General features: G+C 60.8%; 19 protein-coding genes. 6 read left to right on the plus strand and 13 right to left on the minus strand.

From position 1 onward, the window contains the following. Nucleotides 1–155: 155 nt before the first annotated feature. The 4 genes from ACZ9BX_RS12015 to ACZ9BX_RS12030 form a co-directional block, all read right to left on the minus strand. The gene (locus ACZ9BX_RS12015) at nucleotides 156–2,000 is read right to left on the minus strand and encodes a methyl-accepting chemotaxis protein (RefSeq protein WP_476218104.1); all 1,845 of its coding nucleotides are present in this window, start codon (nucleotides 1,998–2,000) and stop codon (nucleotides 156–158) included. A 213-nt stretch (nucleotides 2,001–2,213) separates the two neighbouring features. Then, complete coding sequence (locus tag ACZ9BX_RS12020) at nucleotides 2,214–4,745, minus strand: methyl-accepting chemotaxis protein (protein WP_476218106.1); 2,532 nt, start codon at nucleotides 4,743–4,745, stop codon at nucleotides 2,214–2,216. Nucleotides 4,746–5,043: 298 nt separating this feature from the next. Continuing rightward, nucleotides 5,044–5,187: a hypothetical protein gene (locus ACZ9BX_RS12025; protein WP_165928104.1), complete on the minus strand. Its 144-nt coding sequence runs from the start codon at nucleotides 5,185–5,187 to the stop codon at nucleotides 5,044–5,046. A gap of 150 nt (nucleotides 5,188–5,337) precedes the next feature. Continuing rightward, on the minus strand, nucleotides 5,338–6,471 hold the full coding sequence (locus ACZ9BX_RS12030) for a BaiN/RdsA family NAD(P)/FAD-dependent oxidoreductase (RefSeq protein ID WP_476219987.1): 1,134 nt from the start codon (nucleotides 6,469–6,471) through the stop codon (nucleotides 5,338–5,340). 173 nt (nucleotides 6,472–6,644) lie between these two features. Between ACZ9BX_RS12030 and ACZ9BX_RS12035 the strand changes: the two genes are divergently transcribed. The 5 genes from ACZ9BX_RS12035 to edd all read left to right on the plus strand — a co-directional run bounded on the left by ACZ9BX_RS12035 (nucleotide 6,645) and on the right by edd (nucleotide 13,587). Then, the gene (locus ACZ9BX_RS12035; protein ID WP_027509921.1) at nucleotides 6,645–8,081 is read left to right on the plus strand and encodes a glutamine synthetase family protein; all 1,437 of its coding nucleotides are present in this window, start codon (nucleotides 6,645–6,647) and stop codon (nucleotides 8,079–8,081) included. 13 nt (nucleotides 8,082–8,094) lie between these two features. Then, nucleotides 8,095–9,393, plus strand: a complete 1,299-nt coding sequence (locus tag ACZ9BX_RS12040; protein WP_476218109.1) for an NAD(P)/FAD-dependent oxidoreductase — start codon at nucleotides 8,095–8,097, stop codon at nucleotides 9,391–9,393. A 135-nt stretch (nucleotides 9,394–9,528) separates the two neighbouring features. Next, on the plus strand, nucleotides 9,529–11,004 hold the full coding sequence (gene zwf, locus ACZ9BX_RS12045; protein WP_476218111.1) for a glucose-6-phosphate dehydrogenase: 1,476 nt from the start codon (nucleotides 9,529–9,531) through the stop codon (nucleotides 11,002–11,004). An 11-nt stretch (nucleotides 11,005–11,015) separates the two neighbouring features. Further along, nucleotides 11,016–11,714, plus strand: coding sequence for a 6-phosphogluconolactonase (gene pgl / locus ACZ9BX_RS12050; protein WP_476218113.1), 699 nt, complete (start codon nucleotides 11,016–11,018; stop codon nucleotides 11,712–11,714). A gap of 52 nt (nucleotides 11,715–11,766) precedes the next feature. After that, nucleotides 11,767–13,587 (plus strand): phosphogluconate dehydratase, encoded by a 1,821-nt coding sequence (gene edd, locus ACZ9BX_RS12055; protein ID WP_476218115.1) that lies wholly within the window; start codon nucleotides 11,767–11,769, stop codon nucleotides 13,585–13,587. A gap of 49 nt (nucleotides 13,588–13,636) precedes the next feature. Here the strand turns inward: edd and ACZ9BX_RS12060 are convergent, their stop codons facing one another. The 6 genes from ACZ9BX_RS12060 to ACZ9BX_RS12085 all read right to left on the minus strand — a co-directional run bounded on the left by ACZ9BX_RS12060 (nucleotide 13,637) and on the right by ACZ9BX_RS12085 (nucleotide 20,663). Continuing rightward, a complete protein-coding gene (locus ACZ9BX_RS12060) occupies nucleotides 13,637–13,990 on the minus strand; it encodes a hypothetical protein (RefSeq protein ID WP_037141864.1) in 354 nt (117 codons plus the stop codon). 169 nt (nucleotides 13,991–14,159) lie between these two features. Further along, on the minus strand, nucleotides 14,160–15,248 hold the full coding sequence (locus ACZ9BX_RS12065) for an ABC transporter ATP-binding protein (RefSeq protein ID WP_476218117.1): 1,089 nt from the start codon (nucleotides 15,246–15,248) through the stop codon (nucleotides 14,160–14,162). A 20-nt stretch (nucleotides 15,249–15,268) separates the two neighbouring features. Next, the gene (gene bglA / locus ACZ9BX_RS12070; RefSeq protein WP_476218119.1) at nucleotides 15,269–16,921 is read right to left on the minus strand and encodes a beta-galactosidase BglA; all 1,653 of its coding nucleotides are present in this window, start codon (nucleotides 16,919–16,921) and stop codon (nucleotides 15,269–15,271) included. 35 nt (nucleotides 16,922–16,956) lie between these two features. Beyond that, entirely contained in the window at nucleotides 16,957–18,120 is a 1,164-nt protein-coding gene (locus ACZ9BX_RS12075) for a carbohydrate ABC transporter permease (RefSeq protein WP_476218121.1), read from the minus strand. A gap of 1 nt (nucleotide 18,121) precedes the next feature. Beyond that, nucleotides 18,122–19,135, minus strand: coding sequence for a carbohydrate ABC transporter permease (locus tag ACZ9BX_RS12080; RefSeq protein ID WP_476218123.1), 1,014 nt, complete (start codon nucleotides 19,133–19,135; stop codon nucleotides 18,122–18,124). Between the two features lie 166 nt (nucleotides 19,136–19,301). Then, nucleotides 19,302–20,663 carry an ABC transporter substrate-binding protein gene (locus ACZ9BX_RS12085; protein ID WP_476218125.1) on the minus strand — a complete coding sequence of 454 codons (1,362 nt, stop codon included), beginning with the start codon at nucleotides 20,661–20,663 and terminating at the stop codon, nucleotides 19,302–19,304. 274 nt (nucleotides 20,664–20,937) lie between these two features. Here ACZ9BX_RS12085 and ACZ9BX_RS12090 point away from each other — a divergent pair, with 274 nt between their 5' ends. Further along, a complete protein-coding gene (locus tag ACZ9BX_RS12090) occupies nucleotides 20,938–21,960 on the plus strand; it encodes a LacI family DNA-binding transcriptional regulator (RefSeq protein WP_476218127.1) in 1,023 nt (340 codons plus the stop codon). Nucleotides 21,961–21,962: 2 nt separating this feature from the next. Here ACZ9BX_RS12090 and folD read toward each other — a convergent pair whose 3' ends face one another. The 3 genes from folD to ACZ9BX_RS12105 all read right to left on the minus strand — a co-directional run bounded on the left by folD (nucleotide 21,963) and on the right by ACZ9BX_RS12105 (nucleotide 25,617). After that, nucleotides 21,963–22,862 carry a bifunctional methylenetetrahydrofolate dehydrogenase/methenyltetrahydrofolate cyclohydrolase FolD gene (gene folD, locus ACZ9BX_RS12095; RefSeq protein ID WP_476218129.1) on the minus strand — a complete coding sequence of 300 codons (900 nt, stop codon included), beginning with the start codon at nucleotides 22,860–22,862 and terminating at the stop codon, nucleotides 21,963–21,965. 120 nt (nucleotides 22,863–22,982) lie between these two features. Then, on the minus strand, nucleotides 22,983–24,659 hold the full coding sequence (locus ACZ9BX_RS12100; RefSeq protein WP_476218131.1) for a GumC domain-containing protein: 1,677 nt from the start codon (nucleotides 24,657–24,659) through the stop codon (nucleotides 22,983–22,985). Between the two features lie 118 nt (nucleotides 24,660–24,777). Beyond that, nucleotides 24,778–25,617, minus strand: a complete 840-nt coding sequence (locus ACZ9BX_RS12105; RefSeq protein ID WP_476219988.1) for a WecB/TagA/CpsF family glycosyltransferase — start codon at nucleotides 25,615–25,617, stop codon at nucleotides 24,778–24,780. Nucleotides 25,618–25,788: the final 171 nt, after the last annotated feature.

The raw sequence follows: 25,788 nt of genomic DNA on the forward strand, positions 1-25,788 counted from the left end.
CAAAAACGTGCCAGGACTGAGGACGAATTCTACAGGGATTTTGGAAGCTCGCCTATCGTAAGCGTTGGCAGGTGGCTCAACAGCATCGGCGCAAAAAAGCAAAAGGACCGCGCGTTACCGGCGCGATCCTCCATACCTTCAAGCTGCAGGCCCGATCAGGCTGCCCGCCTTGCCCGGCCGTGAGACTGTACCGACGCTTCGATGCGGAACTGCTGCAGCAGGCTCATCAGCGTGTCGGCCTCGTCGGCGAGCTGACGGCTTGCCTGTGTGGTTTCCTCGACCATCGAAGCGTTTTTCTGGGTCATCTGGTCCATGGCATTGACCGAACCGTTGACCTCCTGCAGCGCCGCCGACTGATCCTGGCTCGCGGTGGCGATGGTTTCGACGTGTTTGCTGATCGCAATGATCTCCTCGCTGATTGAAGCGAGCACGCTGCCGGTCTTCTGGACCAGCGCAGAGCCGACCGTGACCTCCTGGCTGGATTTCTCGATCAGGCCCTTGATCTCGCGGGCGGCATCGGCCGAGCGCTGCGCCAGTTCGCGGACTTCCTGAGCGACAACCGCAAAGCCCTTGCCCGCCTCGCCGGCGCGCGCCGCTTCGATACCGGCATTGAGGGCCAGGAGGTTCGTCTGGAAGGCGATGTCATCGATGACTTCGATGATCTGCTCGATCTGCCGCGACGCCTGCTCAATGCGGCCCATAGCGGCGACAGCGTCGCTGACGACCACTCCGGAGCTGTCGGCAGTCTTTTTCGTGGAGGTGACCGCGTTGTTGGCTTCGCGAGCGCGCTCAGCGGACGAGCGGACGGTCACGGTGATCTCTTCGACGGCAGCCGCCGTTTCTTCCAGGTTTGCCGCCTGCGCTTCGGTGCGCTTCGAAAGCTCGCCGGCAGAAGTCAGCATTTCGCCGCTGTTGCGCTGGATGGCATTGGCGTTCTCGCGGATCTGCACGAGGGTATCCTGCAGGCGGACAAGCGATGTGTTGAAGTCGACGCGAAGCTGCTCCAGCCGGCCGACGAACGGCGTCTCGATCGTCTCTGAGACATCGCCCTGGGCGAGGCGCCCGAGGCCAGTTGCAAGCTGGTTCACGGCGAAGTCGATCTGACCATCGAGCGAACGCTTATCGGCATCGTTGCGGGCACGCTCGGCTTCGCTCAGCGCGCGCTGTTCCGCAGCCTGCGTCTCGAGATCCTGCCGGGCGCGGGCGCTGTCGCGGAAGGCAACCAGAGCGCGGCCGATCTCGCCGAATTCGTTGTTCTTCTCAAGACAGGGGATCGTGCTGTCGAGTTTACCGGCGGAAATCGAGTGGACCGTTTCCGTCAGCGCAAGCAGCGGCCTCACGGACGCGCGGATCGCGAAGAAGGCAAGCATGCCGACAAGCAGCATGACGGCAGCGCCGGCGCCGAGAACCATAGTCTGCAGATGATTGATGCGGGCGAAATAGACCTCCATCGGAATGCCGATGAAGAGGATGCCGACATTGGCGCCGGCCGCACTCTTGACCGGGAAGTAACCGGTCATGAAGTTCTTGCCGAAGAGCTGCGCGGGACCGTAGTAGGCCTTGCCGTTTGCGAGAGCCGGCTGCGCCGGATGATCGGCGGCAAGCTTGGTGCCAACGGCACGGCTGCCGTCTTCCTTCTTCACATTGGTCGAAACGCGGACATAGTCGTTGCCCTGCTTCTGAAAGACTGTTGCAACGCCGGCAATTGATTGGGCCGTGCGATCGACGAGAGCGTGATCCTTGAGTTCGAGAATGCCATCTTCCGTCACGGAGAGAAGTTCGTCACCCGTGACACCGACAGCCGCATTCGCATCCGCGGCACCATAAAGCACCGCCATGGTGCGGCTTGCGCCTTTTGCGTCCGAAACGGCGCTTTCCATCACGTCGCGGCTGAGATTGTGATAGGTGACAGCGACGATCGCGGCGGTGCTGACGACGAGCAGAGCGAGCGTGATCGCAACAACCTGACGCACGATGGACGTCGAAAAGAAACGCGGCATGAAGGCCTCCGGTGAATACAACTATAGTAAGAATAGGCTAAAAGCGTTAAGGAATTCCTCGGTTTCCCGGCTTCTTCAGAGGAAGCGTCCCTTTCGCCTGCTGGGTAACAACTGGCGAGGTTTTGGAATGCGTAGACCGGCATAGCAAATTGCAACCATAGGAAAGCGGCCCCGGAAGCCGGAGCCGATTCGCGAATTGCAAGATGATGCCGATTATGCCGCGCGGTAGATCGCCGCCTCGGAACTTTCGCCGTCGATCTTGAACTGCTGGACGAGACCGAGGAGCGCATCCGCCTGACCGGCAAGCTCGCGGCTTGCGGCGGTCGTCTCTTCGACCATCGCGGCATTCTGCTGGGTCATCTGGTCCATCTGATTGACGGTCGAGTTGACTTCCTGCAGCCCGCTCGACTGATCATGGCTTGCGCGGGCGATCATCTCGACATGCTGGCTGATCGTCACGATCTGGGCGCTGATCTTGGCAAGCACCGTGCCGGTCTCCTGAACGAACTGCGAGCCTGAGCTGACCTCCGTCGTCGACTTGTTGATCAGGCCCTTGATTTCCTTTGCAGCAGCGGCGGAGCGCTGCGCCAGTTCACGGACTTCCATGGCAACGACCGCGAAGCCCTTGCCTGCGTCGCCGGCACGTGCGGCTTCGATGCCGGCATTCAGCGCCAGGAGGTTGGTCTGGAAGGCGATCTCGTCGATGACGCCGATGATCTGCTCGATCTTGCGGGACGCGTCCTCGATGCGGGTCATCGCATCGATGGCATTGCTGACGACCGTTGCCGAGTCGTCGGCGCTGCGCTTGGCCTGGCGAACGATCTGGTCGGCATCCTTGGCACGCTCTGCCGACGAACGGACGGTGACGGTGATCTGATCGACGGCGGCAGCCGTTTCCTCGAGAGAGGCGGCCTGATGCTCCGTCCGTTTCGCAAGGTCCTCGGCGGACTGCGCCATCTGATTGCCGTTGCCCTGGATCATTTCAACATTGTCGCGGATCTGGCTCATCGTTGCCTGGAGACGCAGCATAGAACCGTTGAAGTCCTGACGCAGCTGCTCGAGGCGGCCGATGAAAGGCGTTTCGATCGTGGTGGAAATGTCGCCCTGCGCCATCCGCTCAAGGCCGGCCGCAAGCTCGTTGACGGCGAATTCGATCTGGCGATCCATCTCGCGCTTTTCGGCGTCGTTGCGCTGGCGTTCCTGTTCGGCGGCCGCGCGCTCTTCTTCGCTCTCTTCCTCGATGCGGATCTTCGAGATCGCATTTTCCTTGAAAATGCCGAGGGCGCGGGCCATGTCGCCGATCTCATCGGACCGTTTTTCGCCGGAAATACTGGTATCCAACGAACCGTCGGCGATGCGGCGCATGGCGGCCGTGATCTGGCCGATCGGACGCTGCAGCGTCAGCACGAGGGCGAAGCCGCCGATGATCGAAACGAGGATGCCGAGGCCGGTCGTCAGAACGGAGATGCTGTTTGCCTGCGTGCGCTCAGTTCCGGCCGACTGCTTCTGCAGCTCGGCGAAGGTGGTGAGTTGGCCCCAGACGCTGTCGAGCTGCTGACGGGCGGCTGCATAGTCGGTAGTACGCTGGGCGATCGTCGCGACCAGCTTTTCGCCGTCGCTGTCCATGGAAGCAAGTGCGGGCGACATGACGGCAACGATGTCTTCCGCGAAGTCCATGCCCTTGGCGCTTGCCAGCAATGTGTTCAGGTTGGTGCCAAGCGTCGTGATTTCCTGATGCAGGCGAACGCGGTTGTCCGGATTCGGCTTGGCGGTGAAGTCGCCGAGCACCAGCTGCAGCGAATAGATCGAGATCTCGAGGCGGCGAGTATCCTCGAGAACGGAGTTCGTCTGAGCAATGCGGCCGTCGAGTTCGACGAACGTCGTCGTCGCTTCCCGCATCATCTGCGTTGCCGTCAGCTGCGTATAGGTCGACATCTGGCGGAAGCGAGAAACGAGGCGGCCAAGGTTGGCGATCGCTTCGTCGGTCGCTGCATCAGGTGCCGCGGCCTGCGTCTTGAGGTCGCTGATCGTCTGGGCGATCGACTGCGTCATACTCTTCTGGTTCTGCGGCACGGAGATTTCGATGAGGCGCTGCGCTTTGGCGATCTGCGGGATCGCGTCGGTGACGACTTTCAGCTTATCGGCGGCCGCCTGCGCCTTGTTGAAGGCTGCCATGACGGAGGCAAGCGTATCGCCACCCTTCAACAGCCGGTCTGCGGCGCGGAGCGTCGCGGTGGCATTGCCTTCATCGTTGCGGATATTTTCCTGGAGCTGCTGTGCGTCGTAATTGACGTTGAACCGGCTGCTGATCAGCGTCTTCTGTGCGTCGTCGATCGACTTGCGGAGCGCCAGCTCCTGTTCATGAAGAGACCATAGCTTGCCGACGGTATCCGCAATCCCAGCCGTGCCGTTTGACGCGGCCTGCAGGTTTTCGCGGCCGTCCTTGTCGCCGATCTGGTCCAGGGTGGCTTTCAGCGTATCCTGCTGCGTCTTGATGTCGGCGTAGAGCTTGTCGCGCGCTTCCTGGTTGGTAACCTGCAGGAAATCGCCCATCGAACCATAGAGATCCTTGAAGCCGCTCAGCGATTGGAGAACGCTGTTCGAAATCTCCATGCGGCCCTGCAGCAGGCCGGAAGCATAGAGGCCTGTCAGGCCGACGGCGGAAATGGTGACCACGAAAGGCAGGACGAAGATCAGGACCTTGGTCTTGATCTTGAAGCGCGAAAGAATCTTGTCAATAAACATGGCGATACCGGCCTTCCATACACCACTCCTCCCACCGGCTGAAATCGGCGCCGGCCGAGTGCATCGAGCTGACTGTGAGACACTGGGGAAACCCGAGGGGTCAGGCGGCAGTCATTGCCAAATCATCGCAAGCAGCAGAAGGCGGCGATGCCCAAACATTCGCGGTGAATGTGACAGAGGATATCTTAATTTTCGGATAAGCTGATGCAATCGAAATCGCATCGTTGCATGGCGGGCGTCCGCGCAACCGGTTTGCCGCGCAAGGGCAAACCTCAAAAAGGACGACGAAGGAAATGCCTTAAAGGGCGTGAGCGATCAGGAGGGCCACAAGTGCGGCCGTTGCGCCGGTCGCGAGCATGAGGAAGCGGACGGCTGCGAGCTTTGTATCAGGTCTTGCCTGAGCGATTGCAATGGCGCGGGCGCGTTGTGTGTTCCTGTTCATGCGTAGAACCTCACTTCCTTCAAGACTCAACAATCCACCAAAACGGCTTGCCGGTAAAGCTTAATTTAGGAAGCTCTTTCCATACGGCCATTGGGACACGATGGCGCACCGTGATTAAGAAGTCTTGAATCCCGTTCCCCAGATTCGTCCCTACAAGGATTCGCCTGCGGCAAAGCCCGAGGCCCAGGCCCATTGGAAATTATAGCCGCCGAGCCATCCGGTCACGTCGACGCATTCACCGATGAAATAGAGGCTGGGCACGCCTTTTGCCTGCATCGTGCGGGAATCGAGTCCGGCGGTATCGATGCCGCCGAGCGTCACTTCCGCGGTGCGATAACCTTCGGAGCCGGAAGGCTTGATCTTCCAGTTCTGCGCTGCATCGCAAAGACGGATGAGCACCTTGTCGGAGAGGTCGGCCATGTTGCCTGATATGCCTTCGCGCTCCGTCAGATATTGCGCCAGCCGCTTCGGCAGGATTTCCCCGAGCACCGTCTGCGCCGACTGACGGCCGTTTAGTTGCTTGGCTTTCTTCAGATGCAGAAGAAGATCGACATCCGGCTCGATACCAATGGCGATCTCGTCTCCCTCCCGCCAGTAGGAGGATATCTGCAGGATCGCCGGGCCGCTGAGACCGCGGTGGGTAAAGAGCAGGGCTTCACGGAAGCCGGTTTTTTCATGCCGGATTTCGGCGGGCGCCGAGATGCCGGATAGCGGCGCAATGCTCTCCAGCAAGAGGGGATCAAGCGTCAGCGGGACGAGACCGGGGCGCGTTTTGAGCAGCGAGAGACCGAACAATTCGGCGATGCGGTAGGCAAAACCCGTTGCCCCCATTTTCGGTATCGACTTGCCGCCGGTCGCCACGACGAGCGAAGTACACTCGTATTCGTCGTCGGATGTCCTGACGCGAAAGCCGTCGATGCCTTTTTCGACGGCCAGGATTTCGGTCTGCAACCGCAGTTGTACGCCTGCCGCCTGCATCTCGTCGAGCAACATGCGTATGATATCCCTGGCGCTGTCATCGCAGAAGAGTTGGCCGAGCGTCTTCTCGTGCCAGGCAATCCCATGGCGGTCGACCATGGCGACGAAATCGGCCGGCGTGAAGCGGGCGAGCGCGGATTTGCAGAAATGGGGATTGGCCGACAGGAAATTCTTCGGGCCGGCATTGACGTTGGTGAAGTTGCAGCGGCCGCCGCCCGAGATGCGTATTTTCTCGCCCGGCGCTTTCGCGTGATCGAGCACGACCACTGAGCGGCCGCGCTGCCCGGCGCGGATGGCGCACATCATTCCGGCGGCGCCCGCGCCTATGACGATCACGTCGCTCTTCAGTCTCAAGCCATTTTCCTTCCGTGAATGGGCTTTCTTTTTCTATCGAATGGCGAAAGTCAACGCTGCCGCCCCTCGCCAATTGCCAAACTCCGGCTATGATGACCTTCCGATCAACCGCGAACATGTGTGTCATGTCACCAAAAAAGACGACGCTGAAACCTGCTAGAAACGTGCCTGCCTCTACGAAAATTCCCCCGGATCCCGGATCTTCGCGCGGTGTGGCAAACTGGAAGGAAGCGGCGCAGTGGCTTCGCACACGCGGCATCGAGGACATCGAATGCATCACTCCCGACCTCGCCGGCGTTCCGCGCGGCAAGATGATGCCGACCTCGAAATTCACCTCCAATACGTCGCTCGCTCTGCCCTCGGCGATCTATCGCCACACGATCTCCGGCGAATATCCCGAGGAGACCGAGAGCTTCCGCTACGAGCCGCGCGACAGCGACCTAAAGCTGATGCCCGATCTTTCGACGCTTTCCGTCGTTCCCTGGGAGACGGACCCGACGGCGCAGGTGATCTGCGACATCGTCAACTCGGAAGGCGAGGAGGTCCCCTATACGCCGCGCAACCTCCTCAAGCGGATCATGGGTCTGTACGCCGAACGCGGCTGGAAGCCGGTTGTCGCGCCGGAGATCGAATTCTATCTCGTTGCCAACAACGACGATCCCGACTATCCGCTGCGCCCGCCGAAGGGCCGCTCAGGCCGCTCGATCCTCGGCGGTCAGGGCTATTCGATCGCCGGCATCAATGAATTCGACGAACTGATCGACGATATCTACCACTTCTCCGAGAAGCAGGGCCTAGAGATCGATACGCTGATCCACGAAGAGGGTCCGGCGCAACTGGAGATCAACCTGCGCCACGGCAACCCGATCGAGCTTGCCGACCAGGTCTTCATGTTCAAGCGCACGATCCGCGAGGCGGCGCTGAAGCACGATATCTACGCGACCTTCATGGCGAAGCCGATGCAGGGCCAGCCGGGCTCGGCGATGCATATCCACCAGTCGGTCGTCAATATCGAGACCGGCAAGAACGTCTTTTCCAATCCCGACGGATCGGCGTCGAAAGAGTTTTTCCACTTCATCGGCGGCATGCAGAAATACGTGCCGAGCGCGCTTGTGATGCTCGCGCCTTACGTCAACTCCTACCGGCGCCTCGCTCCGAACATGTCCTGCCCGGTTAACAACGCCTGGGGTTACGACAACCGCACCACGGCATTCCGTGTGCCGGTTTCCGACCCGCAGGCGCGGCGTGTCGAAAACCGTCTGCCGAGCTCGGATGCTAACCCTTATCTGGCGTTGGCCGCGTCGCTGGCATCCGGTCTTCTCGGCATCATGAAGGAAATCGAGCCCACGGCACCGACCGAGGACGCCGCCAACGAAGGGTCGATCGACCTTCCACGCGGCCTGCTCGAAGCCGTTGCCTTGATGGAAGATGAACCGGCATTCGAGGAGGTCTTCGGCAAGGAATTCATCGGCCTCTATGCAGGCGTGAAGCGGGGAGAGTTCGAAACCTTCATGCAGGTGATCAGCCCCTGGGAACGCGAATTCCTGCTGCTCAACGTGTGAGGAGGCTCACCTCATGACGGTGCAAGAAAACTGGCAGAGCCCCATCGCGCCCGGCGTTTCTTGGTATCAGGCGACGGTGGGGGAGCGGCCGACCTATCCGGAGCTTGACGGATCGAAGACATGCGACGTCGCCATCGTGGGCGGCGGCTATACCGGTTTGCAGGCGGCATACAATCTGGCGAATGCCGGTGTTTCGGTCATCCTGATCGATGCCTGCCGTTTCGGAGACGGGGCATCCGGCCGCAACGGCGGGCAGCTCGGCACCGGCCAGCGCTCGTGGCCGGAGGAGTTGGAAGAGAAGATCGGCTACGAACGTTCCAAGGCACTCTTCGATCTTGCGGAGGCTTCCAAGAAACACCTGCTTGATTTTGCGACCGAGTATCAGATCGACATCGAATTCATGCCCGGTCAGATGAACGTCTCGCACAAGGAAAGCTACAAGCGCTACTATTACGAAAATGCCGAGATTGCAGCGTTGCGCTACGATTATCCACATCTGCGATTCATGGACAGGGAAGAGACGCAGGAACGCCTTGGCTCCAAGCGCTACTACTGCGGCGTGCGCGACACCGGCACCGGCCACATTCATCCGCTGAAGCTGCTGATCGGGTTGGCGCGCGTTGCGGCCAAAGCGGGGGCGCAGATTTTCGAGATGACCAAGGCGACCGCAATCCGCCAGGGCAGCGGCAAGGTGACGATCGAAACGCCGAAGGGCACGATCACCGCCGGCCGCGCGCTGATTGCCTGCAACGGCTATATCGGCAATCTGGAGCCGGTAACGGCAAGCCATGTCATGCCGATCCGCTCGTTCATCGGCGCAACCGTGCCGCTCGACAAATATCCCGCCGTGCTTCCCGGCGGGGAGGCCGTCGCCGACTCGCGTTTCGTCGTGCGCTATTTCCGGAAGTCCAAAGACGGGCGGCTGCTCTTCGGCGGCCGCGAAGCCTATACCGCCGACAATCCGCGCGAAATTAGCGAACATATCCGCCGCCAGATCGCCGAAATCTATCCGGATCTCAAGGACATCGAGATCACGCATGCCTGGGGCGGCAGCGTCGGCATAACGATGCCGCGCCAGCCCTTCGTGCGCGAAGTGATGCCGGGCGTTACCTCGATCGGTGGTTATTCGGGCCATGGAGTGATGCTGTCAAATTACTGCGGCAAACTTTATGCAGAAACGGTGCTTGGAAAATCCGCCGATCTCGAGCTCTTCAAGGCGCTCGATATTCCGGCATTTCCCGGTGGTGCGGCAATGCGCGCACCGTTGCTTTTCCTGGCCTTGTCGTGGTTCGCGCTGCGCGACAAGTTTTAGGGGCGATTGCGGGATTTCCTCCCGGGGCAATTCGCTTTAAAACCGGGACCGGACAGATTCATTGCATCGCACACTGGCTTTTTTAAATCGATTAGATTAAAACGGCCGCAACCAGCCTGATTGAGAGAAGAGCTCATGAGCAGCCAGATCATTCCCGTCGAACCCTTTGATTATGTCGTCTTCGGCGGCAGCGGCGATCTTGCCGAGCGCAAGCTCCTTCCCGCCCTCTATCACCGCCAGATCGAGGGCCAGTTCACCGAGCCGACGCGCATTATCGGCGCTTCGCGCAGCCCGCTTTCCGACGACGAATACCGCAAGTTCGCCAAGGATGCCCTCAAGGAGCATCTGAAGAAGGGCGAATATGACGATGCGGAAGTCGAGAAATTCTGCAGGCGCCTTTTTTACGTCTCCGTCGACGCGCGTTCTGACGGCGGCTGGGATCAGCTGAAGAAGCTGCTGGAGGAGGGCAAGGACCGCGTCCGTGCCTTTTATCTTGCCGTCGCACCCGGCATCTTCGGCGACATCTCCCAGAAGATCGCGGACCACAAGCTGATCACCAAGTCGACCCGCATCGTTGTCGAAAAGCCGATCGGCCGCGACCTTTCCTCGGCGCTGTCGCTGAACGACACGATCGGCCGCGTCTTCAAGGAAGAGCAGATCTTCCGTATCGACCACTATCTCGGCAAGGAAACGGTGCAGAACCTGATGGCGCTGCGCTTTGCGAACGCCCTCTACGAGCCGCTGTGGAACGCCAATTACATTGACCACGTGCAGATCACGGTTGCCGAAGCTGTTGGCCTCGAGGGACGCGCGGGCTACTACGACACTGCCGGCGCATTGCGCGACATGGTGCAGAACCACATCCTGCAGCTCCTCTGCCTGACAGCCATGGAGGTGCCGTCGTCGATGGATTCCGAAGCTGTCCGCGACGAGAAACTGAAGGTACTCCGTGCCCTGAAACCGATCGATGCGTCGAATGTCGAGCAGGTTACGGTTCGCGGCCAATATCGCGCCGGCGCTTCTGGCAGCGGCCCGGTCAAGGGCTATCTGGAAGAGCTCGAAGGCGGCGTTTCCAACACCGAAACCTTTGTTGCCATCAAGGCCGAAATCAACAACTGGCGCTGGGCAGGCGTTCCTTTCTTCATACGCACGGGCAAGCGCCTTGCCGGCCGCATGTCGGAAATCGTCATCACCTTCAAGCCGATCCCGCACGCGATCTTCGATCAGGCGGCCGGACGCATCAACCAGAACCAGCTCATCATCCGCCTGCAGCCGGACGAAGGCGTCAAGCAATCGCTGATGATCAAGGACCCCGGCCCCGGCGGCATGCGCCTGCGCAACGTTTCGCTCGACATGAGCTTTGCGTCAGCCTTCAACGTGCGCAATCCGGACGCCTACGAGCGCCTGCTGATGGACGTCGTCCGCTCCAACCAGACGCTCTTCATGCGCCGCGACGAAGTTGAAGCCGCGTGGCGGTGGGTCGACCCGATGCTCAAGGGTTGGGAAACGACCGGCCAGCTCGTTCAGGGCTATACCGCCGGCACCTGGGGCCCGAGCCATGCCATCGCGCTCATTGAGCGTGAAGGCCGCACCTGGCACGACAACATCTAGGATCGCGAGCGATGGCAGCCACCTTGCATGCTTTTACCAATGCCGCGGAACTCGCAAGCAGCCTTGCAGACGAGGTGACGGAGCGGCTTTCTGCAGCGATCACGGCCCGCGGAGTGGCCAGCATCGCCGTTTCCGGCGGTTCGACCCCGAAAGCCTTCTTCCAGGAACTCTCCACCCGCGGCCTCGACTGGAGCAAGGTGACGGTCACGCTTGTTGACGAGCGCTTCGTTCCCGCGGACAATGAACGTTCGAACCATCTGCTGGTCGCGAACAACCTGCTGCAGAACAAGGCGAAGGCAGCGCGCTTCGTGCCGCTCTACCAGAAGACGGACTCTGCCGAATATGCGGCAAAGCTCGCGACTGCCGAGACGAAAGCGATCAGCAACCCGTTCGACGTGGTGATCCTCGGCATGGGCGGCGACGGCCACACCGCATCGTTCTTTCCCGGCGGCAGCAACCTTGCTGCCGCACTCGATCCGGCAACGCCGCGTGGCATCATCACAATGGAAGCCAAAGGCGCCGGCGAGCCGCGCCTGACCTTCACCTTCTCCAGCCTTCAGGATGCCGCGCTCCTGGTGCTTCACATCGAAGGCGCGGGCAAGAAGGATACGTTGGCGAAAGCGGAAGATGCCGGAGAAGAAGCAGAGATGCCGATCCGGGCCGTTCTGCGCCGGGCGGCTTCCCCCGTCGAAATCTACTGGGCGCCGTAAGGCAGAGCCGCCGAACATAAAACTTGAGAGCAACAAAGGCAGGATACCTCCCATGTCCGCTAACGCACGCATTTCCGCGATCACATCCCGCGTCGTCGAACGATCGAAACCGACGCGCGAACGATATCTGGAGCGCCTGCGCGCCGCGGCTTCCAAGAGCGTGAACCGCTCGATCCTCGGCTGCGCCAACCTCGCGCACGGCTTTGCGATCTGTTCGCCCGCCGAGAAGGATGCACTGGCGGGCGACCGTGTGCCCAATCTCGGCATCATCACCGCTTACAACGACATGCTCTCGGCCCATCAGCCGTTCGAGACCTATCCAGCGATCATCCGCGAAGCTGCGGCGGAAGCCGGCGGCATTGCCCAGGTCGCCGGCGGCGTCCCTGCCATGTGCGACGGCGTCACGCAGGGCCAGCCGGGCATGGAGCTGTCCCTCTTTTCCCGCGACCTGATTGCCATGTCTGCAGGCATCGGGTTATCGCACAACATGTTCGACGCAGCGCTCTTCCTTGGCGTCTGTGACAAGATCGTGCCGGGTCTGGTGATTGCTGCGCTTTCCTTCGGCCACCTGCCCTCGATCTTCGTTCCGGCAGGGCCTATGACCAGCGGGCTTCCCAACGACGAGAAGTCGCGTGTCCGCCAGCTCTATGCGGAAGGCAAGGTCGGCCGCGCGGAGCTGCTCGAAGCAGAGTCCAAATCTTATCACGGCCCGGGCACATGCACCTTCTACGGTACTGCGAATTCGAACCAGATGCTGATGGAGATCATGGGTTTCCATCTGCCCGGCTCTTCCTTCATCAATCCGGGCACGCCGCTGCGCGAAGCGCTGACGCGCGAGGCGGCAAAGCGCGCGCTGGCGATCACCGCGCTCGGCAACGAATTCACGCCGGCCGGTGAAATGATCGACGAGCGTTCCATCGTCAACGGCGTCGTCGGCCTGCATGCGACCGGCGGCTCCACGAACCATACACTGCATCTCGTCGCCATGGCGCGCGCTGCCGGCATCCAGCTTACATGGCAGGACATCGCCGAGCTCTCCGAGGAAATCCCGCTGCTTGCCCGCGTCTATCCGAACGGTCTGGCGGATGTGAACCATTTCCACGCCGCAGGCGGCATGGGCTTCCTCATCAAAGAGCTTTTGAAGAAGGGCATGCTGCACGATGACGTGCGCACTGTTGCCGGCCAAGGTCTCGAAGCCTACACGATCGACATCCGCCTCGGCGACAACGGCACGGTAGTTCGTGAACCGGCGCCGCAGAAGAGCCACGATGCCAAGGTGCTCGCCACCATTGAAACGCCGTTCCAGGCGAATGGCGGCCTAAAGATGCTGCGCGGCAATCTCGGCAAGGCGGTCATCAAGATCTCCGCGGTAAAGCCGGACCGCCATATCATCGAAGCGCCGGCGATCGTCTTCCACAGTCAGCAGGAACTGCAGGACGCCTTCAAGGAAGGCAAGCTCAACCGCGACTTCGTGGCGGTCGTCCGCTTCCAGGGTCCGAAGGCGAACGGCATGCCAGAGTTGCACAAGCTAACGCCACCGCTCGGCGTGTTGCAGGACCGCGGTTTCCACGTCGCGCTGCTGACGGACGGACGCATGTCCGGTGCGTCGGGCAAAGTGCCGGCTGCGATCCATGTCACGCCGGAGGCCGTCGAAGGCGGGCCGATCGCCCGCATCCAGGACGGCGACATCATCCGGCTTGATGCGATCCGCGGCACGCTGGAAGTCCTCGTCGATGCCGCCACCCTCGCAGACCGCGAGCCGGTGACGGCCGACCTCTCCGACAACGAATTCGGCATGGGCCGCGAGCTCTTCGCCCCGTTCCGCCGCGCCGTCGGCGCCTCGGACCACGGTGCCAGCGTCCTCTTCCACTAACGCAAAAAAGCCCGCGCTCGCGGGCTTTTTTAATTCCAATGCCGTCCGATCAGGCGCGGACGTCGAGAACGTAGTCGCGGTGCGCCGGATGCGTGCTGTAGACGAAGATCTTGTTCATCTCCTTCTGCGTCAGCAGGCGCAGAAAGCGAACTTCGATGGTGTTGTTGGTATTCACCCGCATCAGCATGCAGCCGACCTTGGTGATGCGCGCGTCCGGAATGTCCAGATAAAACTGCTTCGGCAGAGTGAATTGCGTCAGGATCGCAAGGACCGCGCTGCTCATCGAGATTCGGATAATGTCGCAGCGCCGAGACGCCATGTGCATGACGCCCTTCTCGGTATATTCGATACGCGCCGCGTTCATCGTATCCTCCATTTTGAACCGCTGTTCGCGGTCGTACATGAAGGATTCTTCCTTGTTCAGAAAATGCCCTGGAGGCAATGGATTGGATGCACCCACGACCCTAATTCCCCTTAAAACTATAAGGCGAAGCTAGCAGCGGATGTTTAACAGAAGGTGATGATCGCGGCGTTTCCGGCGCTCACAAAAGAAGCGCCCAAAAAATGGTTTCCTACTTTCTGTAAGTGTGGCCTTCCGCATCGAAAAGATGCAGCTTCGAGCGATCGGCGGCGAACCTCATGTTCTGCCCCTTCTTGATGTCGGTAATGCCCGGAAGCTTGACGATGATCGGTTCTCCCGGCACCAGGCCTTCGATGTAAAGCAGCGTGACTTCGCCGAGCGCTTCGACGATCGAGACCTTGCCTTCGAACATGTAGTCGTCGCCATTGGCGATCTGAAGGTCTTCGGGGCGCACGCCGAAGCTTACCGTCTTGCCCTTTTCGGAAGCGGCGGTCGGAATGTCGAGCGTGACGGACTTTCCGCCTGTCAGCGTGATCGTCGTGGTGGCACCCGCTTCACTGATGGTCGAGGGAATGATGTTCATGGCCGGAGAGCCGATAAACTTCGCGACGAAGAGGTTTGCCGGACGCTCGTAGAGCTCCAGCGGCGCGCCAACCTGTTCGATGTGGCCGGCCGATAGCACGACGATACGGTCGGCAAGCGTCATCGCCTCGACCTGGTCGTGGGTGACGTAGATCATCGTCGTATCGGCCATCTGCTCGTTGAGGCGGGCGATCTCGATGCGGGTTGCGACGCGTAGCGCCGCGTCGAGGTTCGACAGCGGCTCGTCGAAGAGGAAGACTTTCGGATCGCGGCAGATGGCGCGGCCGATCGCAACGCGCTGGCGCTGGCCACCGGAAAGCGCCTTCGGCAGGCGATCGAGATAATTGGTAAGTTGCAGGCTTTCGGCAGCGGCCCTCACCCGCCTGTCGATCTCCTGCTTGCTTTCGCCGGCGATCTTCATGCCGAAGGCCATGTTGTCGTAAACCGTCATGTGCGGATAGAGCGCATAGGACTGGAACACCATGGCAATGCCGCGCTTCGACGGCGGCACGTCATTGACGAGCTGGCCGTCGATATACATGTCGCCGCCGGTGATGTTCTCCAGCCCGGCTATCATCCGCAACAGGGTCGACTTGCCGCATCCGGACGGTCCCACGAAGACGATGAACTCACCCTGATTGATCTCCAGGTCGATACCATGCAGCACGTCCACCGATCCATAAGACTTGCGGATTTCCTTAAGCGTCAGTCCCGTCATCGAATGCCTCCCTCTGATACTTACGCGAGACGGGCGAAGTGTGCCCCCCAAGCCGGAATATCGATCTTCCCGCCGTAGTTATTGCTGGTGAACCCATGCCCCGTCAATGTCTGCCAATCGCCTGCGGGCAATGTTACGGCAGCTTCGCCCGGGCTCATGTTGAAAATGCAGAGCAATTGCTCGTTGCCATGTCTGCGTGTGAAGACAAGCGCATCACCTTGCGGCTGCTCGAATTCGATCTCGCCCTTGGCAAAAGCCGGGTAATGCTTGCGGAAGGCGAGGAAGCGGCGGTAGTGCTCGAGCACGGAATTCTCGTCGCCCTGCTGCACGCTGACGGCGCGCAGGATATGCTCGACCGGAACCGGCAGCCACGGCGTGACGGTTGAGAAGCCGCCCTGGGAAACCTGCGAGTCCCAGACCATCGGCGTGCGGCAGCCGTCGCGTCCCTTGTATTCCGGCCAGAACTGGATGCCGTAGGGGTCCTGCAGGTCCTGATAGGCAAGATCGGCTTCGGTCAGGCCGAGCTCCTCGCCCTGATAGAGGCAGACGGAGCCGCGCAAGGTCATTAGCAGCGAGGCATATTGCTTGGCAAATGCGTCATGATCGGCGACGAGCGAACCCCAGCGGCTGACGTGACGCATGACGTCGTGATTGGAGAATGCCCAGCAGGCCCAGCCATCGGGCGCGGCGGCGCCGAAATCCTTCATCACCTCTTCGACACGCTCCGGGGAAAGCGGATCGGGAGCGAGGAACTCGAAGGCATAGCACATATGCATCTTGTCGTTTCCGGAGGTGTATTCGCCGACGATCTCCAGGCCCCGCTGGCTATCGCCCACTTCGCCGACGGCTGCAATTGCTGGAAACTCTTCCAAGACAGCGCGGAAACGCGTCAAGAACGCGATATTCTCAGGGCGGTTCTTGTCGTAGACGTGTTCCTGGAAATTATAGGGGTTGACCGCCGGCGCGGTCGAAGCATTGCGGCGTGCAGGCGGCAGAGCCGGGTTGTCGCGCAGTTGCTGGTCGTGGAAATAGAAATTGATCGTGTCGAGACGGAAGCCGTCGACGCCGCGCTTTAGCCAGAAGCGGACGACGTCGAGCAGCCGGTCCTGCACTTCCGGATTGTGCAGGTTCATGTCCGGCTGCGAGGTCAGGAAGTTGTGCAGATAATACTGCATGCGCCGCGGATCCCACGCCCATGCCGAGCCGCCGAAAATCGACAGCCAGTTGTTCGGCGGCGTGCCGTCCGGCTTGGCATCCGCCCAGACATACCAGTCCGCCTTTGCATTCGTCTTGCTGGAACGGCTTTCGGCGAACCACGGATGCTGGTCCGAGCTGTGCGAAATGACGAGATCGATCATCACCTTGATGCCGAGGCGATGGGCCTCTGCTATCATCGTGTCGAAATCCACCAGCGTGCCGAAGATCGAATCGACGTTCTCGTAGTCCGAGACATCGTAGCCGAAATCGCGCATCGGCGAGGTGAAGAAGGGCGAAATCCAGATCGCGTCAGCGCCGAGGCTTGCTACATGCGGTAAACGGGCGGTGATGCCCTTCAGGTCACCGATGCCGTCGCCGTTCGAATCCTGAAAGGAGCGCGGATAGATCTGATAGATTACCGCGCCGCGCCACCAGTCCTTATCGACCGTCAAAGTGGATTGGGATGCTATGCTCATGTGTGTTCCTGTGGGATGTGTCGTCTTGGGATGGATCAGCCCCCCTTGACCGAACCCGTAAGCAGCCCGCGTACCAGATAGCGCTGTAGCCCGAAGAACACGAGCAGCGGCACGACGATGGTAACGAAGGCGGACGCCGTCAGGATTTCCCAGTTGCCGCCGCGCGAGCCAAGTAGCGCGTTCAGCGCGCCGGTCAGCACGAGGTGCTGCCTATCGGTGCCGAGGAAGACCATGGCGACAAGCAGGTCGTTCCACACCCAGAGGAACTGGAAAATCGCGAAAGACGCGAGCGCGGGAAAGGATAGGGGCAAAACGATGCGGACGAAGATCTCAAAGTCGCTTGCGCCATCGACGCGCGCCGATTCGATGATCTCCTTCGGCAGCCCTGCGATATAGGCGCGGAGCAGAAAGATGGCGAGCGGCATGCCGAAGGCCGTGTGTGCCAGCCAGATGCCGGGATAGGTCTTCGACGGAACGTCGAAAGCCGAGCCCACCATGTTGTAGAGACGCAGCAGCGGGATCAGCGACATCTGCAATGGCACGACAATAAGGCCGACGACGAGGGCGATTAGCAAGCCACGGCCCGGGAATTCCATCCAGCTCAGGGCGTATGCCGCGAAGGCGGCAATCAGGATCGGAATGATGGTTGCCGGAATGGTCACAGTCAGCGAGTTAATAAACGACTGGCCTATCCCCTCGCCTGTGAGCACGGTCTTGTAATTCTGCAGCGTGAATTCGGGCGGCGTTGAAACCGCGACATAGACGCGGCGGCCGGCGTCGTCATCCGTGAAGGCGGCGTTCTTCATATAGCGATAAGTGCCGTCCTCATTGACCTGGAGGCTGAGGCCTTCGCCGAGATTGGCTGTCTCGCCCGCCTGGTAGGCTGACGGCTGCTGGATGCGTGTGCCGAAAGCCTTCAACGAGCGACCATTCTGTCCCTCCAGCAGATTGCCGGAAATGACGTAGGTGGCGCCTTCCTGTTTCTGCTGGTCGGCGGTACCGACACGGGCGGCAACCGTGCGTGTCGAGCCGGCAAAGGCCGTCCACCAGCCGGAAACGACGATCTGGTCCTTATCGCGTACGGCGCTGACGAAGATGCCGAGCGTCGGGATCAGCCAGATGATGACGATCAGAAGGACGCAGACGTGAACGAAGAGACGCGCCGGGCCGATCTTGAGGAAGCGTGCTGACAATGTCATCTCAGTTGCCTCCGAGTTCGCGGTTCGCGCGGCGGACGTTCCACACCATGATCGGCGTCACGGCCAGCATGATGATGAGGGCGATGACTGCGCTTCGGCCGGAGTCGCCACCACCGCGGAACATCCAGTTGAACATCAGGTTGGCGAGCACCATCGAGTCCCACTGACCGTTGGTCATGGTCAGGACGATGTCGAAAACCTTGAGGACGAGGATGGTGATCGTGGTCCAGACGACGGCGATCGAGCCCCAGACCTGCGGCACCATGATGCGCCAGAAAATCTGCCAGCCATTGGCGCCGTCGATGACGGCAGCCTCGATCGTTTCTTCCGGTATGCCACGAAGGGCGGCCGAGAGAATGACCATCGCAAAGCCGGTCTGGATCCAGATGAGGATTACCATCAGGAAGAAATTGTTCCAGAAAGGAACGGATATCCAAACCTCCGGCGTGCCGCCGAAGAGCTGTACGATTGCATTCAGGAGGCCGATCTGGACGTCGTTGCCGCCGCGATATTCATAGATGAACTTCCAGATGACCGAGGCGCCGACGAAGGAGATCGCCATCGGCATGAAGACGATGCTCTTTGCGATATTGCCCCACCAGATGCGGTCGGTCATGACGGCGATGACCAGGCCGAAGAACGTGCAGGCGGCCGGAACGACAGCGAGCCAGAGGATATTGTTTAAAATCGATTGGCGGAATTCGCGGTCGCCGAAGGCCCACTGATAATTGGCCAAGCCCACGAAATTCGAGCCGGAACGGTCATAGAATGACAAAATAAGCGTCGCGATGACCGGATAGACGAGATAGACGATCAGCAGAAACAGCGCCGGGCCGAGAAAGAGCCATGGGCGGATCATCGCGCGGCGGTTAAGATTGCGCGTAGCCGCGCGCATGCCGCCGTCTTTGACTGGCAGCGCCAGATCCAGAATCTTGTTCGAGAAATAGAAGTAGGCCGAGCAGGCGAATACCGCCACGACCACAACGCCCAACGCGGAAACTATCTGCGACAGCATTCGTCCCTCCCGTGCGACCCCTGACTATCTTGAAGGGCTGACACCAGTTACCGTCAACTTCTTTGTTGCATTTGATCACAGTATCCGGCGTTGGCCGGACCCCCACAGCTCCGGCCATCATACCAGCAATGCCGCGGGTTTCCCCCGCGGCACCGATTATCGATGATTACTTGATGGCATCCCAGGCGGCCTGGACTTCCTTGCCTGTGTCTTCCGCAGACTTGCCGCCGACGAAATCGACCATGCCGGTCCAGAAGGCGCCTGCGCCGATCTTGCCGGGCATGAGGTCAGAACCGTCGAACCGGAAGGTCGTGGCCGTCGTCAGGATCTCGCCTTCGCGCTTCATCTGCTCGTTGGCGTAGGCCGCGGTGCTGACGCCCTTGTATGGGGTCAGGAAGCTCGACTGCGCCATCCAGACCTCATGCGCGATCGGCGTCTTGAGGAACTCGACGAATGCGCGAGCAGCCTTCGAGTCCTTGGTGATCGACACGAGCGTGCCGGCACCGAGAACCGGCTTGCCGAGATCGGCGTGCGCTGCGAAGGTCGGCATGTAGAAGAAGTCGGCATCCTGGCCGAGCTTCGTGCCCTCCGGGAAGAAGGAGGGGATGAACGAAGCCTGATGGTGCATATAGCACTTCGGCGGAACGGCGAAGAGACCCTTCGGACTGTCGCGGAAATCGGTCGAAGCAACGGCCGCAACGCCGCCATCGACATAGCTCGCGTTCTTGGCGAACTTTCCGAATTCATCGATCGCGGCAATGACCGCCGGGTCGGTGAATTTCACTTCGTTCGTGGTCCACTTGTCATAGACATCCGGCTTCTGCATGCGCAGCATGAGGTCTTCGATCCAGTCGGTTGCCGGCCAGCCGGTCGCACCGCCGGAGCCGAGGCCGATGCACCACGGAACGCCACCATCCTTGACGATCTGGTCCGTCAGGGCATGAAGCTGTTCCATCGTGGTCGGAACCTTGTATCCGGCTTCCTTGAAGTTTTCCGGAACGTACCAGACAAGCGACTTCACGTCGGCCTTGTAAGGGAATGCGTAGTAGCCGTCCTTGCCGTCCTTGCCTTTGTAGGTGCCGTAACCGACCCAGCTATCGCCGGCGCCGTAATTTTCCTTCACCCACTTGGAATTCTCCTCTCCCAGCGGCGTCAGGAGCCCCTTGCTGGCGAGATCGGCAAGAAGGCCCGGCTGCGGCAGGATCGCGACGTTCGGCGGCGAGCCCGCTTGCGTATCGATGACGATCTGCTGTTCGTAGTTTTCGGAGGACGAATAGGTGGCGTCAACGCCCGTCGCCTCGGTGAAATAAGCGAGAATGCTGCGGAAGAAGGCTTCGTCCTCACCGCGCCACGGCCCGAAGATCGTCAGCGGCTCACCTTTCAAATCGGCGTGAGCAGCTTTGAACTCGTCATAGCTCTTCCAGTTGAACTTCGTATCCTGACCGGGTGAAAACTTCAGATCGGCAGCAGAAGCTGCCCCGGCAACCAGCGCCGCCGCGGCAACGCCCATCAAAAGAATCTTCTTCATGTGATCAACCTCCCATCACAATCCCAACGGCGCTTCCCAACCTCCCGAGAGCGAATTTTCAAAGCGCTTTGACACTCATTTCACTTTCGGCAGAAAAGAGTCAAGCCATTTCCAAAATACCGCGGAATGAGACGCTTTGATTGCCCATTGCGGCGGCACCTGAAGGGGAATATGGAGCGATTTTTCTTGAGTCAAGCGCCATAGCTGATACATAATTGAAAGCGCTTTGGGCACACATGGGAGGTGTGTGGGCGCTGAGGAGGAAACGCGGCCGGTGAATCTCAAACAGCTCTCGGAATTGCTTGGTCTTTCGCAGACGACCGTCAGCCGCGCGCTCAATGGCTATCCTGAAGTCAGCGAGGCAACGCGCGAACGGGTGCTGCGCGCTGTGAAGGAAACCGGATACCGCCCAAACAAGGCGGCTCAGCGTCTTGCGACCGGTAAGGCGGGCTCGATCGGACTGGTGATGCCGATGGCGCATGGCCATCATTCAGACGTCCATTTCGGCGAATTTCTGGCCGGCCTCGGCGAGGAAGCCGTCCGGCAGGACTTTCATTTTGTCATCATGCCCTCGGACCCGAACGATGAAGTGGCAGCGCTGCGCCGCCTGGCGATCAGCGGCAATGTCGATGCGCTTTTCGTCGCCTATATGCGCGCCCATGATCCGCGGCTTGTGATGCTGAAGTCGCTGGCGATGCCTTTCATCGTCCATGGCCGTTCGTTCGGATCGGAGCCGGACTATCCCTACCTCGATGTCGACAACGAGGCCGCTTTCTACGATGCGGCGAAACTGCTGCTGCAGCTTGGTCACACGCGGTTCGCGCTGATCAACGGACCTGAGCATCTCGATTTTGCGATTCGACGGAAAAATGGCGTCGCGTTGGCGCTCTCCGAACGTGGGCTGACGCTCGCCGAAACCTGCGTCAGCCACTCGCTGATGACCGACGAGCATGGGCTGATCGCGATGGAGCAGTTTCTGCAGCTTCCGAAGCCTCCGACCGCCCTGCTGTGCTCCAGCACCGTGCTCGCACTCGGCGCGATCCGCGCCCTGAACCAGGCCGGATTGAAGCTCGGTGAGGATATCTCGCTCATCGCCCATGACGACGAGCTGCCGCTTCTGAAGCCGGAGAACTTTTCGGTCCCGCTGACGACGACGCGCTCGTCCCTTCGTGCCGCCGGCGCCCGCATTGCGCAGCGCCTGATCGGCACCGTCAAAGAGGCCGGCTCCTTTCCGGAGCAGGAGCTGTGGAAAGCTGAGCTGGTCGTCAGGGCCTCGACCGGCCCTGCCTCGCAATAGGCTCAGAACGTCGGCGGTGTCTGTCGGGCTGCGCGATGCGCGGCAATGACGGTATTGGCCATCAGCATGGCGATCGTCATCGGACCGACGCCACCTGGAACCGGGGTGATCACCGCGGCAACATTGGATGCTTCCTCGAAGGCGACATCGCCGACGAGCCGTGTCTTGCCCTCGCCCCTTTCCGGCGCGGCAATGCGGTTGATACCGACGTCGATGACGGTAGCGCCGGGCTTTACCCAATCGGCTTTGATCATCTCGGGGCGGCCGACGGCGGCCACCAGGATATCGGCATTGCGGCAGACGGCCGGTAGATCCTTGGTACGCGAATGAGCGATCGTCACCGTCGCGTTGGCATTGAGCAGCAACTGCGCCATCGGCTTGCCGAAGAGGTTCGACCGGCCGACGACGACGGCGTTCAGCCCGGACAGGTCCTCGCCGTGCATGCGGCGGACGAAGACCATCGCGCCAGCCGGCGTGCAGGAGACGAGGCCGGTTTCAAGGTCGCCGGTTGCAAGCTTTCCGGCATTGACGACGTGCAGTCCGTCGACATCCTTTTCCGGCAGGATCGACTGAATGATCGGCTCGGATTTCAGATGCTTCGGCAGCGGCAGCTGCACGAGGATGCCATGAATTGAGGGATCGGCGTTGAGCGACGAAACGAGTGCGGCAAGCTCTTCCTGCGTCGTGTCGACCGAAAGCGTGTGCTGCACCGACTTGAAGCCGCATTCCTTGGCCATCCTGCTCTTCGAGCTGACATAGGCATGGCTTGCCGGATCGTCGCCGACGATCACCACGGCAAGGCCGGCCTTCACGCCGCTCTGCTTTTCCAGCGAAGCCGTCGCCATCTTTACCGTTTCGATTACCGAAGCCGCTACCTGCTTGCCATCGATCACTGTCGTCACGCGATTCTCCTGCCCTGCGTCGCGCGCAAGCTAGGCTCTCGCCAGCCGCGCTGTTTGCCTCAGAACGCCGTATCCTGTTTAAAAGCGGCAAATGCAAGAGCTATGATGCCGCGGCAGGGATCAACGATAGTCTGCGCCGTGGGATTGCAGCCTGTCGCGCAGGCCGGCGAGTCGATCGCGCAGCAGTTCGAGTTCGCCGGCTACCGCCTCCGGCTGTTCCGGGACCGTTAGCGTCTCCGCTACAGGTACGGGGCGCCGTCGCACGCGGCGGAAACCGAGCATGCCCGCAAGACCGATCGCCATTCCGAGTGCAATCCCGACGGCGGAGCGAACCAGCAGTCCGGGGCCGGCAAGAACGGTAGTGGTTTCTATCGGCTTCACGGCGGTGATCGGAGCGGCGGTGGAAGCCGTCACCGTAACGGCATCCGCCATCCGCGATCTCGCCGCCTCCGTCTTGTCGCGCAGTTCCGTCAGTTTCGCGAGATCGACGCCGGTGTCCCGGCTCTGAGCGATCAGCGCATTGCGCTGATCGTTCAGCGTCTTTCGTGCTTCTGCGACGGCCTTGAGAGCGGCATTTGCCTCCTGTGCCTGACGCGCCAACTCTTTCGTGACCTTGTCCTTGAGGCCATCAACGACAGCCTGCTGTCCGAGAAGGCGCGGATGGCGCGGGCCGAGCTCGGTCGAAAGCAGCGACAGCGTCGTCTTCTCGGTGACGTATTTGTCGCGCGCGTCCTGCAGCGCCGGCGAGATCGCTTCGAGCGGCAAGGAGCCATTTAGCACATCGCCGGGCTTGGCCGCCTTCAGGCGATCGGCCTCTTGCTTGGCAAGCGTGATTCGCTGCTCGGCGATCTTAAGATCGGCGTCAAGCTGGTTGATGCGCTGCTGAAGATCGCTTGCGACTTTGACGTTGCCTTCGCCGCTGCTTGCGTTGAAGGCGGCCAGCTTCGCCTTCGCATCGTCATAGGCCTTGCGCAACCCGGCACCTGCTTCCGCCGATACAGGAGTGCCGCCGGACGTCAGCATACCGGAAAGCCAGGAAGCGATACGCGAAGACTTGGCGCTATCGGCCGTCGTGACTTTCAGACGGACTGTGCCCTGCGTTCCATCCGCATTTGCCTCGACCATTCCCGCAAGAGCCGCTTCCGCGCGCGACGCCGAGTCGGCCGCCGCGCCGCTGCCCGAAAGGAGATCGAGCGCGACGCCGATCGTGGATTGCCTGCCAGTGAACTCCGGATCGCGATCGAGCTTCAAAGCTCCGACGGCGGCAGACATGGTGCGGGCGGAAAGCAGGCGTTTCAGGGCTGCCGCGGTCATGGCGCCGCGCTCCGCATTGTCCGCCTGCACATGAAATGCCGCCTCCGCCGCATAATGCGCGGGTTCCGCCGGCGTCAGCAAGGGAACGCCCGCGCCGATCAAGGCAGCAACGGCGATTGCGCCGATCGGCTTTGCCAAACTGCGGCGACGGACGGGACGCGCGTTGAGATTTGCTGCATCTACCCGCCGGACGTCGACAGGCGCAGATGATTTGGGCTGCGGCGACTCTGGGGGACGGACATCGTTTGCGGCATGCGGCCGGGTTCCGAGGATTGTCTCGATGCGGTCGACCAGATGCGGCGGCTCTGGCAGTGCGCTCCGCTGTTGGCGCTGCTCTTCGAGTGCTTTCCCGATGACATTCAGCAGTTCGGCCTCCGAGGGGCGAATCGGCAGGGTGTCGAGATTGCGGCCTCGAACATCGACACGCGTCGTCGCTGCCGGCGGCCGTCCCTGAGTGCTGCTTCTTAACCTGCTGTCATACATGACGCCATTATCTCATGCGCACGAGCCGAGTCACCTGTCCGCAGGAAGCGGATGATTAAGGCACTCTAAATATTCATGGCAAAGAAATGGTTAACCGTGCGAGGCAAGAAGCAGGGTCTCAGTGAGCTGCCTCGTTCTGCTCCTGCGGTAAGGGCAAGGGAACGTTGCTGCCCACCTGGCTAAGGATGCGCTCGCGGCGGTTGAAGCGGTAGTGCATCACGTAAAACAGAAAAACCGGGATGCCGAGCACATAGCGCCGCCACAGCCTGGCCGGCTCCTGCAGCAGACGGTAAGCCCATTCCAGACGCATCACGCGAACCATTTCCGGAGCGCGGGGAACAGCCCCCGAAATGAAATCAAAAAGCGCCCCGACAGTCAGAACAAGCCGGGCGTGATCGGCGCGAATGTGATGATGCGCCCACTTCTCCTGCAGCGGTGTTCCCATGCCGATGATCAGGATGTCGAGCTTCTGGCGCCCGACCTCGTCAATGAGCTCCGCCGGGTTCTCCTTATCGAAATAACCGTCCGAAACGACGACGAATTCGTGCCAGGGCGCATGCTTGCGGAGATTCGCCGCGGCCTTTTCGACGACCTCGCGCCGGCCGCCGATCAGGCCGACACGGCGCGGATTTTCCATATAGGTCAGAAACGCGGGAACGAAGTCCGTTCCATTCAGATTGGCAGGAAACGGAGCACCGTGCGCTATCTGTGAAGCGATGTTCAGGCCGATGCCGTCCGGCAGGACGAGATTCTGCAGGAGGATATCCCGATATTCACCATCGCGCAGCGTCGTCAGCATGTTGTGAGCGTTGACGAAGGAAATGACGGTCTGGCCGACAGGAAGCGACGCAAGCTCGTTGATGAAGACGAGCGCGTCGTCCCACCCGAGGTCGCATACCGGCACGTCGAAGATCGTGCGGCGCGATGCGAGAACCGCGAAATTCGCGATCAGGTTCATTCCAACCTCCAGCCAGGGGTGCTTCATGCGCCCAGCATCCCGGAAAACATAAGATCCATTCTGCACCAGCAGGTTTCATGAACCAGCAGCGTCCCGCCCGCCGCCGCAAGTCCCGAATGCTGCGCCAAGCCTATGAGGCGAGCTATAGCAGGTCTGTTTCAAGCAACTCTT

It is taken from the genome of Rhizobium sp. USDA 3886, from assembly GCF_056279785.1.

What these genes read in the sequence shown, in the direction of transcription:
- edd (WP_476218115.1), top strand. Translation starts at nt 11,767, where the DNA reads ATGTCCGCTAACGCACGCATTTCCGCGATCACATCCCGCGTCGTCGAA.
- bglA (WP_476218119.1), bottom strand. Translation starts at nt 16,921, where the DNA reads ATGAGCATAGCATCCCAATCCACTTTGACGGTCGATAAGGACTGGTGG.
- ACZ9BX_RS12100 (WP_476218131.1), bottom strand. Translation starts at nt 24,659, where the DNA reads ATGTATGACAGCAGGTTAAGAAGCAGCACTCAGGGACGGCCGCCGGCA.
- ACZ9BX_RS12080 (WP_476218123.1), bottom strand. Translation starts at nt 19,135, where the DNA reads ATGCTGTCGCAGATAGTTTCCGCGTTGGGCGTTGTGGTCGTGGCGGTA.
- zwf (WP_476218111.1), top strand. Translation starts at nt 9,529, where the DNA reads ATGAGCAGCCAGATCATTCCCGTCGAACCCTTTGATTATGTCGTCTTC.
- ACZ9BX_RS12105 (WP_476219988.1), bottom strand. Translation starts at nt 25,617, where the DNA reads ATGAACCTGATCGCGAATTTCGCGGTTCTCGCATCGCGCCGCACGATC.
- ACZ9BX_RS12085 (WP_476218125.1), bottom strand. Translation starts at nt 20,663, where the DNA reads ATGAAGAAGATTCTTTTGATGGGCGTTGCCGCGGCGGCGCTGGTTGCC.
- ACZ9BX_RS12075 (WP_476218121.1), bottom strand. Translation starts at nt 18,120, where the DNA reads ATGACATTGTCAGCACGCTTCCTCAAGATCGGCCCGGCGCGTCTCTTC.
- ACZ9BX_RS12040 (WP_476218109.1), top strand. Translation starts at nt 8,095, where the DNA reads ATGACGGTGCAAGAAAACTGGCAGAGCCCCATCGCGCCCGGCGTTTCT.
- ACZ9BX_RS12015 (WP_476218104.1), bottom strand. Translation starts at nt 2,000, where the DNA reads ATGCCGCGTTTCTTTTCGACGTCCATCGTGCGTCAGGTTGTTGCGATC.
- ACZ9BX_RS12030 (WP_476219987.1), bottom strand. Translation starts at nt 6,471, where the DNA reads ATGATGTGCGCCATCCGCGCCGGGCAGCGCGGCCGCTCAGTGGTCGTG.
- ACZ9BX_RS12060 (WP_037141864.1), bottom strand. Translation starts at nt 13,990, where the DNA reads ATGTACGACCGCGAACAGCGGTTCAAAATGGAGGATACGATGAACGCG.
- ACZ9BX_RS12020 (WP_476218106.1), bottom strand. Translation starts at nt 4,745, where the DNA reads ATGTTTATTGACAAGATTCTTTCGCGCTTCAAGATCAAGACCAAGGTC.
- ACZ9BX_RS12025 (WP_165928104.1), bottom strand. Translation starts at nt 5,187, where the DNA reads ATGAACAGGAACACACAACGCGCCCGCGCCATTGCAATCGCTCAGGCA.
- ACZ9BX_RS12035 (WP_027509921.1), top strand. Translation starts at nt 6,645, where the DNA reads ATGTCACCAAAAAAGACGACGCTGAAACCTGCTAGAAACGTGCCTGCC.
- pgl (WP_476218113.1), top strand. Translation starts at nt 11,016, where the DNA reads ATGGCAGCCACCTTGCATGCTTTTACCAATGCCGCGGAACTCGCAAGC.
- ACZ9BX_RS12065 (WP_476218117.1), bottom strand. Translation starts at nt 15,248, where the DNA reads ATGACGGGACTGACGCTTAAGGAAATCCGCAAGTCTTATGGATCGGTG.